Below are 12,653 nucleotides of genomic sequence, written 5' to 3'. Positions count from 1 at the left end.
TTAGTTTTATATCGGCGGCTAATGCCTTCTCTATATGGCGTCGATAAACCAATTATTGGGAAGCAAAATACCGAAATAACATATGGATATATATTCACTACTAGACTCAGTACCTACCACCCTGAGCGGAAAGGCCATCAATTACTTGATGGATTTTGGCCAAAAACAGAGCTTTAATACTGGCGATGTGATTTTTCGTGAGGGCGACCCCAGCCTGAAGGTGTTTATCATCCTCGATGGGGAGGCCACCGTGATCAAGGGCGACTCGTTCGGCAACAGCAATATCATTGCACAGGCTGAAAAGGGGGCCATCTTCGGCGAAATGGGCATTTTTCTCGATCTGCGCCGCTCTGGAACTGTGGTCGCTAAAACAGCGTTATCGGTGCTCTGCCTCAAAAACGAGGATTTTCTCAGTGCCCTGCAACACTTTCCCGATTTATCACTACGCTTGTTCAAATCCCTGTCGATAAAGCTCGACCGGGCTAATAGCCGCCTGGCCAATCTCATGAACGCCATGTGCATGGTACAGGTAGGCACCTTCATCCTGGAATCACAAAAGAATCAGAACGACCCTATTTGCATGTGCAATTTCGAAGCCCTCAGCGCTGAAACGGAACTAAAACGGCGCGATATCGTAAATGCCCTCATCAATTACAATCGACTTAATATTGTCACCGATTTACAATTTAAAGATGACGCCAAGGCCCATCTGAAAATCAATCGCAAAAAACTTTCCAATTACCTGAAGCGTGTCTCGCTCAATCCGAGCAAGACCTAGACTGCAACTTCAAGTAAAATTTAATCTCGGATACCAGTTAGCGATTCCCGACCTATGTTTGAAGTCATGGTAAAAATGGCCGCCCTGATCGCCTGCGGTATCGGTTGGCGCATTATCAAGCCCTTCCAATTAGAGGCCGACCATGTCAGACAAGTGCTGACCAGCTTGGTGTATGGCCTGCTATTACCCGCCTTGGCAATCCAAGTCCTGTGGCAAGCCCCATTGGGACTCGATACGCTTCGTCTTTCACTGAGTGCCGCACTAGGTGTGTTGGGTGCGCTGCTCCTGGCCTTTATTGCCTTTCGTATTGGAAAAACTTCAGCTGCCAATGCGGGTGCAATGATTCTCGCCGCCAGCTTTCCCAATGCCACTTATCTCGGCCTTCCTGTACTTGAACATTTTCTAGGCCCCGAGGGCCGTAGTATCGCGATTCAATATGACCTCTTTGCCTGCACACCTCTCTTGCTCACACTGGGTATCATCATCGCGCAGCGGTATGGCAACACCGACACTCAATTTCATCCGCTACGGTCTATGCTCACAGTCCCGCCGCTATGGGGCGCCGTGCTGGGTGTGACACTCAACCTCAGCCAAACACCGATGCCCGCGTGGATTGCCGAGTGGCTACAAATGCTGGGCGGCGCTGTTGTGCCGCTGATGCTTTTTGCACTAGGATTAAGCTTGCGATGGTCCAGCTGGCAATCCGCTTATCTTGTTATTCTGCCGCCAGTGATTGTGATTCAATTATTCGCCATGCCGCTGATTGTCGCCGTGTTTGGGGCCTGGCTTGAACTACCTCAACCATTACTTACCGGCGCCATTATCGAAGCCGCGATGCCCAGCATGGTATTGGGACTTGTTATTTGCGATCGTTTTAAATTAAACACCGAGCTTTATGCCATGGTGGTCACGATTACGACGGCATTGAGCATGTTCACCATTCCTTTGTGGTTTGGCTGGGCGAGCGCCTTTTAGCTGATGCGCACCACGAACTTTCGCATCACCACCCTAGCTGCTTCGCTATTGTTTTGTCTCTCTGCCAATGCCGAAGAAAGAGGCCTTGATTTCGCCGTGATCTTCAGCCACCAGGCGACACCATTACTAACCAATAATCAACCCATCGAATTACGCTACGACAGCGCCGCCATTCGCATCGCCGAAATAAGTTCACTGCCAGTGCGCCTCGACATCAGCGGTGGCCCCCTTGGCGCCAGGTTGCGTCCCGACACTGCCAATCGCGGCGAACTCAGCGGTCACTTCTTCAGCCTGACACTCAGCTCATCATTTCCCATCGTTGGCCCACTAGTCGCGGGCGCCAGCATGGGATATTCCTATCACACTGCGGATAGCGAAAATTCAACGGCAAAATTTGATTTAAACTGGCGCCAAACCGAGGCCCGCCTCATGCTGGGCATGAGGCTTCGCGACACCCTGCAGTTATACGGTTGTGGACGGCGCATCAACATCGATGGCGAAGAGTTGATACAAACTGCTACGGCACAATCCACTGATTTATCTGAACAATATCCTAATGGCGCATGTCTTGGACTACAACTGGAAACCGGTGATGGCGGTTATGTAAACATTGAATGGCTGAACCACAACAGCGACGGCCTGTATCTTAGTTTTGGCCGCCGCTATCGTGATTAAATCGATTTAGAACTTCATCCCGAGCTTTAGCGAATTAGACGTCACTCCACCCACACTATCATGCTCAATAGCAAGCTGAATAACTCCCGGATTTAACGTCAAGCCCACAAAATAGCGGTTATCGGAAAAGGTTTCTTTCTTCAAGGCAGCCGCCGCACCTTTAGGCGTACTTTCTGACCATTGGCGACCGATACCCGCATATGGCGTAATAAACACAAAGCCTTTCGAAATTTTAGCTTCAATGCCCCGCGTCGCCAACTCCAGATCTTTATCAATAAACAAGCGGGAATAGGTCAGGCCAACTCCGACCGAAGGCTTTATCACCCCGCCATCGATTACTTCATAACTGACTTCAGCACCCCATGACTCAATATTGGTGCTCGGCACTGAAAAATAGTGGGCCCCCACATCAATCCCAAACGGTAAACCCTTACGAACGTAGAGCTTGGGCACATACAGTACCGTGGGTACGTCACTGCTATTGCTCATCGCCGCCGTCCAGGCACTGCTGTGCTCAACTTTGGTAGCGGTCACCGCCATACCAACATCGAAGCCAACCACCCCCAATCCTGCAGCGGCAGATACTGATTTATAACTGCTGGCCGCCGCCAAGTCTAACGATAAGTCTTTGAATTGTGTTTGAGTTAACGCCGATACCCGATCGATACCCGCTCCTTGCGCCATTACCGACCAACCACAAAATAATAAAACAATACTAATGTGCTTCTTCATCACCACCCTCCCAAAAACCATAGCCGATCCCGACATGATCATATATTCTTACTCAGTTCGCAAAGCCTCCTTTTCTCGATACCTTACGAGGTGCCGCCATGAAATATTTCAATGACAACTCTTATGCTATTGGTAATACACCGCTGGTCCGCATCAACAAAATTCTGGGCGACAGCCGCGCCTTGGTTTTGGCCAAGATCGAAGGCCGCAACCCTGCCTATTCGGTTAAATGCCGTATCGGCTCCGCGATGGTTTGGGACGCCGAGGAACGCGGCGCATTGAAACCGGGAATGGAAATCATTGAGCCTACCAGCGGCAATACCGGTATCGCGTTGGCCTTTGTGGCTGCCGCACGCGGTTATAAAGTCACATTCACCATGCCGGAAACCATGAGCATTGAACGCCGCAAAGTGATGAAGGCGCTCGGCGCCAATCTGGTACTCACCGAAGGCGCCAAAGGCATGCCTGGCGCCATCGCCAAGGCCGAAGAATTGGTCGCGCAAAATCCCAGCCACTATTTCATGCCCCAACAATTCAACAATCCAGCGAATCCGGCGATTCATGAAAAAACCACTGGCCCCGAGATTTGGGACGCTACTGAAGGCAAGATCGATGTCTTGGTGGCAGGTGTTGGCACCGGCGGCACCATCACCGGTATTTCACGATATATCAAGAAGACGCGCGGCAAAAAAATCCTCTCGGTAGCCGTTGAACCTGAGGCCAGCCCGGTCATCACCCAAACCATAGCCGGTGAACCGGTAAAACCCTCGCCACATAAGATACAAGGTATCGGCGCGGGCTTTGTACCCAAGAATCTTGACCTGGAAATGATCGATCGCGTCGAGCGCGTCAGTAATGATGACGCGATTGAATATGCGCGGCGTTTGTCATTGGAAGAAGGCATCCTCAGCGGAATTTCTTGCGGCGCGGCGGTCGCTGCCGCACAACGACTGGCCAGCGACCCAGCCTTTGCCGGCAAGACCATTGTTGTCATCCTTCCGGACTCTGGCGAGCGTTATTTATCTTCAATACTTTTCGAAAACATTATTGCTTGAAAACTGAAACAAAAAACGGGCCACATGGCCCGTTTTTTTATGACTATTATTTCAGTCTCAGCGATTTAATCAAAAAAATCCTAGCGGGCTTTACGCACCAACGGCTGAATTAAAGCCCAGGATTCGGCAAACATCACCCCTGCCTCCTCTGCAATTTCTGGCAAGACACTCTCATCCAGCCCCGTCAATTCCCAGGCCTTGGGATTAAATTCAGGAATGACCTCATAATCCATTGGCAGTTCCGCACGATTGGAAATCACATTGGCGATATGCACGATTGCCGCATCCAGTTTGGCATCAACTGCCTTCTCGATATCGTGATGACAGGCAACGGTTTCGATCAACACCGATGGCAAATTCCAGTGCCTTAACAACTCGGCCCCCACATCGGCATGATCGCATCCCAACACTTCACGCTCAGCCAGATAAACCGGCTCCGAACCGGTATTCGAGCGATACAGCACTACACGCTCCAGCTCTGGTACCCGATTCAAAATCACCAACATCCCTACATCATGCAACACCCCGGCGACAAACAAGCGCTCGCTATGCAGCACATGACATTTGGTAGCAATCAGCCTGGATACCACACCGCAATAAACACTATGGCGCCAGAAACTGGCCATATTGGTCAGTTCAATAGGAATCTGATTAAAAGTACGGATCGCCGACAATGCCAGCACAAGATAACGCAACTCGCGCTCACCAATAACCGTAATCGCCCGGGAGACGGTACTAATCTTGGATGGGAAATTGAAGAAGGAACTATTGGCGATACGCAACAACTGAGCGGTCAATGCCGTATCGCGGCTAATGACCTTTCCGACATCGGCCGCCGAACAGCGCGGATCATCCACCATTTCATTGACCCGGACACATACCTCTGGCAACGATGCCAACTTGGCTATCCCTTTGACCAACTCATGGGGAGCTATCGGCATGACTCTGTTCTCCTCGCTACCAGTATGATTCATTTCGGCGCCATTCCACTCAATTAAAGCCGTTGTTGTTTCGGTCGATGATTCTGAGTACAACGGTCATTCGTCGGATCGAGCCCTTTTATTATTTATCGTCCCCCCAATCGAATGATTGAGCCACCCATTGTTAATTTTTATTTAACTTACGGATCAATAAGTTAAACCACACCATGGCCGCGATAAAAAACCGAAATCGGACCAAAATTTCAAAGTCCGGGACTGACAACCCCGGAGCCCAATCATTATTGCGATTATTTATTGCCCAACTCGTTGACGCACAACAGGAAAACGATCAGGCCATCAGCCGCGTCGGTGAGCTATTGGAAATATTGGCAACAGGAACTCGGGAATCCATCAAGCAGAACAATCAGCAACAACTCAATGAGATCGTGAATTTTCTACAAGCACATGACAAATTGAACCAACGCCTGGAACATATTCGCAACGGCATGGAGGCATTGGCGCAACAATTAAATCAATGCTCAACAGCTAAATGGACTAGGTTGGCAAATCAACTGCCGTCTAGTTACACCCTGGAAGCCGAACACAGAATTTATCGCCAGATGTTTGGCATTGAAAAGAAAGAATCATCAACCCCGATAGATCCGGACGACAACATCGAGTTATTTTGAATCGTAGGGGCGATTCATGAATCGTCCCTACCCCGCAACGGGGGTTACTTTCTTCGCTGCCGCTTTGGCGCGTTCTCTTGCCAGAGTAGTATCACCGGCCCACGCCAGTGCCACACCCATCCGCCGCGTTGAAAATGCCTCGGGCTTGCCAAACAAGCGTAACTCGGTTTGAGGAACTTGCAACGCCTGTGCAATGCCTTCATAAGCGATACCCGCCTTATCCATACCACCATAAATCACGGCACTGGCGCCGGGACTACGCATCTGAGTATCCACCGGTAACCCAAGAATTGCCCGCGCATGAAGCTCAAATTCATTTTGCTGCTGTGTAATCATCGTCACCATACCGGTATCATGCGGTCGAGGACTCACTTCACTAAACCAGACCTGATCGCCTTTCACGAACAATTCAACACCAAAAATTCCGCGACCACCCAGGTTCCCAGTCACTGCTGCCGCAATTTGCTGTGACCGCTCTAGTGCTTTTGGCGACATGGCCTGCGGCTGCCAGCTTTCGACATAATCGCCATTGACCTGCACATGACCAATCGGATCGCAAAAATAGGTTTCAACTTCACCGCGTTCATTTTTGGCGCGCACGGCGAGCAAGGTAATCTCAAAATCAAAATCGATAAAACTTTCGACGATCACACGCCCACCCTTGACCCGGCCCGCGCTCATGGCGTAATCCCAGGCCTTTGCGACATCCTCAGATGCGCGCACCATTGACTGACCCTTGCCAGAAGAAGACATTACCGGCTTGATCAAGCACGGATAACCAATCCCGCCATCGATGGCCATTTTCAATTGATTTAAACTGTCGGCAAAGGCGTAATGCGAAGTCGGCAACTCCAATGTTTCGGCTGCCAAACGGCGAATGCCTTCACGATTCATCGTCAACCGCGTCGCCCGCGCTGTCGGTACCACTTCCGCCAAACCATCCCGCTCAATCTCGGCCAGCATATTCGTCGCAATGGCTTCGATTTCCGGCACGATCAAATGTGGCCGCTCTTGCTCGACCAAGCGCCGCAAGGCCGCCCCATCGGTCATATCAATGACATGTGCACGATGCGCCACCTGGTGTCCTGGCGCATTGGGGTAACGATCAACTGCAATAACTTCAATTCCCAAACGCTGCAAAGCAATAATCACTTCTTTGCCTAGCTCTCCCGCGCCCAGCAACATGACGCGCGTGGCTGTCGGTGATAGTGGCGTTCCGATCTTCATTCCGCAATCCTTTTCTCCGCTACACTCTTTCTTGCATTACCTATACAGCGCCATCGACATCACTTCTGCCCAACAGCACATCGAGTTCACCACGACTCTCAAGCTCTACCAAATCCTGGTAACCGCCGATATGCTGGTTATTAATAAATATTTGCGGCACCGTGCGCCGCCCATCCGATCGTTGCAACATGGTTTCGCGCTCATCCGGATCAAAATCCAGGCCATACTCGATATATTCCACGCCCTTGGAATCCAGCAATCGTTTGGCATGCTGGCAAAAACTGCAATGGCGGGTAGTGTAAATCTCAATATAGGGTTGGGTCATAATCGGCGAACTTTAATCTGCAATTTGGATTGCATTCCAATTACTCTAGTGTAACGCTGTCAGCCTGTGCAGCCAAGCGCCATATCAGCGGATATACGCCTCAGTGGCATAGCGGCGCATCATACGGTGCGCATTGAAATAATAGGCATTTTTACAAATCGCGCCCTTCATCACCTGAATCCAGCCTTTGCGATCATTATAATAGAGTGGTAGCACTGTATGCTCTAGTTTAGAGTACAAATCCGCCACATCAACGGCCGGATCTTCCGCTGAACTTTTAATCCCCCAGCCGGTAACACCTTCGATGCACCCCTCGGCCCACCATCCGTCCAGCACACTAAAATTAATCACTCCATTCAGCGCCGCCTTCATGCCGCTGGTGCCTGACGCCTCATGCGGTGGCAACGGAGTGTTCAGCCAAATGTCGGCACCCGCCACCATTTTCAGCGCTATTTCCAGATTATAATTCTTAAGAAAGACGCTCGGAACATCATCCCCTAACTCGCGCATATAATCATGGATCTTTTCAATCGATTGTTTGCCCATCTGGTCGCGAGGATGTGCCTTGCCTGACATCACCAATTGAAAGGGATAATGCTTGGCAATTGATCTCAGCTTTTCAAGATCATGGAATAACAGATCGGGCCGCTTGTATGCCGTCATGCGCCGTGAAAAGCCGATAATCGGCCGTTCGATATCCAGCGTTACGCCCGACTCTAACTTGATAAATTCAAGCAGCTCTTGCTTTGCTGCAATATGCGCATCCCACAGTTCAGCATCGGGAATTTGATCGGCACGTACCAGTAGTTCTGGCTCATGACACCACTCTTTCAAATAATTGCCATACAACTTATTAAAGCTCTTACTGGCCCAGGTTGCCGGATGGACGCCATTGGTAATAGCATGCACACGATAGCCTGGAAACATGTGGTTGGATAGCAAGGCATGGCTTTTCGCCACGCCATTGACATAGTTACTTAAATTCAGCGCCAGGCTGGTCATGTTCAGATGCTCTTCTCCTGCCAGGCTTTTTATAACGTTAATATCAACAAAATCGTCAATCACTTCTCTCACCAGATCATATGAGAATTTATCATGCCCACTTTCGACAGGTGTGTGAGTTGTGAACAAACAAAGCAGCCTGACACGTTCAACATCATATTTCGATTTACTATTTTCAGCGGGATGTTCGAAGCGCCACAGCAATTGCAGAGTCAGCATTGCTGAATGACCTTCATTCATATGATAGGTGTGCACATCAAAACCCAGCGCCTGCAACATGCGGGCACCACCGATACCTAACACTACTTCTTGCTTAAACCGATATTTTTCATCGCCCCCATATAGATAGTGAGTAAGCTCTCGATCCCGGGGATCATTTTCATCGACATCGGTATCTAACAAAATCACCGGCACCGGATAGTCCATTACTCCCTTGACCACCCACAACCAGGCCTGCACCCAAACATCACGCCCTTCAACGGGAACAGAGATCTTGGCATCCAACCTGCGCGTCCATTGCTCTGGCGACCATGGGTCCGGATGTTCGATCTGACGGCCCTGAGCGTCCAATTCCTGGCGGAAATAACCCAACCGGCTGACCAGGGTGACCGCCACCAGCGGTAACTCAAGGTCGGCCGACGCCCGCAAGGTATCGCCTGCCAACACCCCCAACCCGCCAGCATAAGTCGGGATGTCGGAGCGCAGGGCGATTTCCATCGAGAAATAAGCGATGCGAGGCACATGGATAAACGGTTCGAGCGGCGTCATTGAAAAGCCCTCATTAATCTTTGAACAACCAAATAATGCCGACGGCGGCACCCTGTATCTGCTCAGGGAAAATAAACTTCATTTCAACCAAATGCGCTCCCGGACTCTTAAATGTAGCATTTATTCTAGGTCATACCGTGCCCCATTCCACTATTTGATAATAAAGGGAAACCACGACACCACGCGGTCGCTACACATTGCGCACTTGATGGCACCACTATAAACATCCGGCAATGCAACAACTTTGATCTGGATTTAAAAACCAATCATTAACAGTAGCTCACCGTAAATCATCTGGCTCACGAACCAATTCTAGCCTGAACGATAACTTGGATAAGCGCTTACCTGTGGACTATATTCATTAAAATCCACTGCAGCATGATTATGCTGGGCAAAGTGGCAAAGGGGGCACCTGATGGCAAAAAGAACCTTTCCATTGTCCAAGGTCTATAGCCTGCTTGAGCCGGGACCCGTGGTGATGGTCACAACCGCGCGCAAAGGCCGGACCAACATCATGACTATGTCATGGCACACGATGATGGAGTTTGAGCCACCACTTATCGGTTGCGTAATCAGTAACCGCAATTACAGCTTCGATACCCTGAAGGCGGCCAAAGAGTGCGTGATCAACATTCCGACTGTCGATCTCGCGAAAGCGGTCGTCGGTTGCGGCAACACCTCCGGACGCAAGCTCGACAAGTTCCAAGCCTTTGACCTCACGCCGGTGACTGCCTCACTCGTCAAGACTCCACTCATCGACGAGTGTTATGCCAACCTTGAATGCACGGTTGTCGATACACGGATGGTGAACAAATACAACTTCTTTATCCTTGAAGTGCTCAAAGCCTGGATCGACCCGAAAATTAAAGATCCAGAAACCATCCATCATCGCGGTCGCGGCACATTCATGGTGGCGGGCGAAACAATCAAACTGCCTTCCCGGATGAAATGACTTCCCCTGTATATATTATTTAATCGCTTGAGGACTCGCGCGATACGCGAGCACACCCAATACCGTAACGGTGGCAAATCCCGCCCCGGCCAGGAACGTTGCTGGCGCACCAAAGGCGCTCCACAGTATCCCCGCGATGACACTCGCTACCAGCAGCATACTGCCACTGACGAGATTGAAGAGACCGAACGCCGTGCCGCGCAAATCCGCCGGCGCGGTGTCGGCGACGAGCTTGGACAACAAGCCTTGCGTGAACGCCATGTGCAAGCCCCACAGCGCACTGCCAACAAATACCAGCAACGGCGACGCAGCCACCGCCAACACCACATCGGCAGCAATCAGTAACACCAGGCCAATAACAAACAGCGTACGACGACTGAGGCGGTCGGCAGCAGCACCGGCCGGATATGCAAACGCCGCGTAAATGACATTCATCACGATCATCACCAACGGCACATAGCTGAGCGCAAGCCCGACATCCTGCGCGCGCAGCACCAGAAACGCCTCACTAAAACGCGCCAGCGTAAACACCGCGCCCAGCAACACAACCCGCCAGTAATGCACCGGCAGCCGTTTCGTATCGGCCAAGGTCAACGGCGTTTTAGTGGCGGCGCCCCCCTGCGCACGCTCGGGTTCACGCACGTAAATCATGAGCAACAGCACCGCGATGAACGCGGGGACAACCGCGACCCACATCACTGCCGCGATGTCATTGGCGAACCAAAGCATAAACACCATCGCCAACAGCGGACCGATGAAGGCACCGATCGAATCGAGCGCCTGGCGCAGACCATAGGCCGCGCCACGTAAATGCGGCGGTGCAATATCGGCCACCAGCGCATCGCGTGGCGCACCACGGATGCCCTTGCCAATGCGATCGACAAAGCGCGCAGTGAACACCCAGCCGACGGAAGTAGCCAGCGGAAAAATCGGCTTGGTGACCGCAGCGAGTCCATAACCGAGCACCAGCAGAAATTTTCGCTTGCCGAGGTAATCGCTCAGCGCACCCGAAAACACCTTCGTGATCGCGGCCGTCGCCTCCGCCACACCCTCAACGATACCCACGGTGATCATGGAAGTGCCCAGCACCGTGACCATAAAAATAGGCAACAGACTGTGGATTAATTCGGACGAGATATCCATGAACATTGAGCCAAAACCCAACATCCAGATGCCGATCGGCAAAGCGCGCAATCCTGTAGGCGAGGCAGGGGGGGATTGCGAACTATTCGACGGCGAAGCGTTCATGTGTATATGGGGCAGACTTGCATGACAACATTATTCATCTGCGTTTTCCTCAAAAACCCTGACCGCGCAACTCACCTTCGAATATATTGGTTAAACCGTTGACCAACTCAACCCTACCTACATGATCATCCCTTACAGTTTTTATTGCTTTACCCATTATGTTTACGAAATCCACATTCCGCAAGCAAGCCAGCGCTAATATTCCGCGCTAAAACATCCACTCCACCGCCAACGGCAACTCGTCCATTGCTGCCGATTGTTCGCGTAAGGTGAGGATTTGTTCTTCCCAGTAACGGGAGCTATTGAACCAGGGGAAGGCCATGGGGAAGGCGGGGTCGTCCCAGCGCCGTGCCAGCCAGGCGCTGTAGTGCATCAAGCGCAGGGTGCGCAGTGCCTCGATGAGGGCGATTTCTTCGTAGTTAAATTTGGCGAACTGTTGATAGCCTTGCAGCAACCAGCCCAGTTGTTGCGCCATCGTTGGCCGGTCGCCTGCCAGCAGCATCCACAGATCCTGAATCGCTGGCCCGGTGCGGCTGTCATCCAGGTCGACAAAATGCGGGCCGGTGTCGGTCCAGAGTATATTTCCCCGGTGACAATCGCCATGCAGACGAATCTCGCGCAGCGGGCCGACATGTTGCAGGCTGGCCTCAATCTGCTTGATGACATCTTCGGCCAGGCCACGGTAAACATTCTGCAATTCTTTGGGCACAAATCCGTGCTCCAGCACAAATTGGTAGGACTGGGTGCCAAAACTTTCTACATCCAACCTTGGCCGGTGACGGAATTTTTTCTTGGCGCCGACCATATGAATGCGCCCCAGAAAGCGGCCGACCCATTCCAGATCATTCTCTTTTTCCAAATCGGGATGACGGCCACCGCGACGCGGATAGAGTGCATAGCGGAATCCCTGATATTGCTGCAACGTGAGGCCGTTGATCACTAACGGCGCAACGATGGGGATTTCCGCTTGGTCCAACTCTTGAGCGAATTCATGCTCTTCAAGGATGGCGGCATCGGTCCAGCGTTGTGGGCGGTAAAACTTGACGACGATGGGACTGGCATCTTCAATGCCGACTTGGTAAACGCGATTCTCATAACTGTTTAGCGCGAGCATACGGCCGTCACAGAGATAGCCGCATTGTTCGACAGCAGCAATGACCGTTTCTGGCGCCAGTTTGTAGTACGGTGTTGCGGCTGTGTTTGTCTCGTGATTTTCCATTAGCGCGCTATCGAATAACATCGTTAGTTCCTTCTCCCTCAGGGAGAAGGCTAGGATGAGGGGATTAATTGAAGGAAGGTCTGATTAA

Annotated in this window: 13 protein-coding genes; 6 read left to right on the top strand and 7 right to left on the bottom strand. The window is 51.3% G+C overall.

The genetic code is table 11. The features are described 5' to 3' along the window. The first annotated feature begins 82 nt into the window (after positions 1-82). The 3 genes from HY272_12395 to HY272_12385 are packed head-to-tail and all read left to right on the top strand — an operon-like array spanning position 83 to position 2,428. Positions 83-778 carry a cyclic nucleotide-binding domain-containing protein gene (locus HY272_12395; protein ID MBI3773485.1) on the top strand — a complete coding sequence of 232 codons (696 nt, stop codon included), beginning with the start codon at positions 83-85 and terminating at the stop codon, positions 776-778. Positions 779-832: 54 nt separating this feature from the next. Then, entirely contained in the window at positions 833-1,753 is a 921-nt protein-coding gene (locus HY272_12390) for an AEC family transporter (protein ID MBI3773484.1), read from the top strand. Positions 1,754-1,756: 3 nt separating this feature from the next. Further along, positions 1,757-2,428: a hypothetical protein gene (locus HY272_12385; protein ID MBI3773483.1), complete on the top strand. Its 672-nt coding sequence runs from the start codon at positions 1,757-1,759 to the stop codon at positions 2,426-2,428. Between the two features lie 6 nt (positions 2,429-2,434). Here the strand turns inward: HY272_12385 and HY272_12380 are convergent, their stop codons facing one another. Then, a complete protein-coding gene (locus HY272_12380) occupies positions 2,435-3,160 on the bottom strand; it encodes a hypothetical protein (GenBank protein ID MBI3773482.1) in 726 nt (241 codons plus the stop codon). A 98-nt stretch (positions 3,161-3,258) separates the two neighbouring features. On the opposite strand from HY272_12380, the gene cysK reads away from it, so the two are divergent. Continuing rightward, the gene (gene cysK / locus HY272_12375; GenBank protein MBI3773481.1) at positions 3,259-4,215 is read left to right on the top strand and encodes a cysteine synthase A; all 957 of its coding nucleotides are present in this window, start codon (positions 3,259-3,261) and stop codon (positions 4,213-4,215) included. 80 nt (positions 4,216-4,295) lie between these two features. Here cysK and HY272_12370 read toward each other — a convergent pair whose 3' ends face one another. Further along, positions 4,296-5,156 (bottom strand): HDOD domain-containing protein, encoded by an 861-nt coding sequence (locus tag HY272_12370; protein ID MBI3773480.1) that lies wholly within the window; start codon positions 5,154-5,156, stop codon positions 4,296-4,298. Positions 5,157-5,437: 281 nt separating this feature from the next. Between HY272_12370 and HY272_12365 the strand changes: the two genes are divergently transcribed. Then, on the top strand, positions 5,438-5,824 hold the full coding sequence (locus HY272_12365; GenBank protein ID MBI3773479.1) for a hypothetical protein: 387 nt from the start codon (positions 5,438-5,440) through the stop codon (positions 5,822-5,824). 27 nt (positions 5,825-5,851) lie between these two features. On the opposite strand, the gene purT is transcribed toward HY272_12365, so the two are convergent. The 3 genes from purT to glgP form a co-directional block, all read right to left on the bottom strand. After that, complete coding sequence (purT, locus tag HY272_12360; protein MBI3773478.1) at positions 5,852-7,051, bottom strand: formate-dependent phosphoribosylglycinamide formyltransferase; 1,200 nt, start codon at positions 7,049-7,051, stop codon at positions 5,852-5,854. A gap of 40 nt (positions 7,052-7,091) precedes the next feature. Then, a complete protein-coding gene (gene grxC / locus HY272_12355) occupies positions 7,092-7,376 on the bottom strand; it encodes a glutaredoxin 3 (protein MBI3773477.1) in 285 nt (94 codons plus the stop codon). Positions 7,377-7,460: 84 nt separating this feature from the next. Further along, on the bottom strand, positions 7,461-9,146 hold the full coding sequence (gene glgP / locus HY272_12350) for an alpha-glucan family phosphorylase (protein MBI3773476.1): 1,686 nt from the start codon (positions 9,144-9,146) through the stop codon (positions 7,461-7,463). Between the two features lie 415 nt (positions 9,147-9,561). Here glgP and HY272_12345 point away from each other — a divergent pair, with 415 nt between their 5' ends. Then, positions 9,562-10,098 (top strand): flavin reductase family protein, encoded by a 537-nt coding sequence (locus HY272_12345; GenBank protein MBI3773475.1) that lies wholly within the window; start codon positions 9,562-9,564, stop codon positions 10,096-10,098. A gap of 15 nt (positions 10,099-10,113) precedes the next feature. On the opposite strand, the gene HY272_12340 is transcribed toward HY272_12345, so the two are convergent. Beyond that, positions 10,114-11,346, bottom strand: coding sequence for an MFS transporter (locus tag HY272_12340; protein MBI3773474.1), 1,233 nt, complete (start codon positions 11,344-11,346; stop codon positions 10,114-10,116). Between the two features lie 208 nt (positions 11,347-11,554). Next, positions 11,555-12,565 (bottom strand): serine/threonine protein kinase, encoded by a 1,011-nt coding sequence (locus tag HY272_12335; GenBank protein ID MBI3773473.1) that lies wholly within the window; start codon positions 12,563-12,565, stop codon positions 11,555-11,557. Between the last annotated feature and the right edge of the window lie 88 nt (positions 12,566-12,653).

This window comes from Gammaproteobacteria bacterium (assembly GCA_016200485.1).
GTDB lineage: Bacteria > Pseudomonadota > Gammaproteobacteria > Tenderiales > Tenderiaceae > JACQEP01.
Note: the sequence above shows the minus strand (reverse complement) of the source record. Positions and strands in the feature narration are given on the sequence as shown.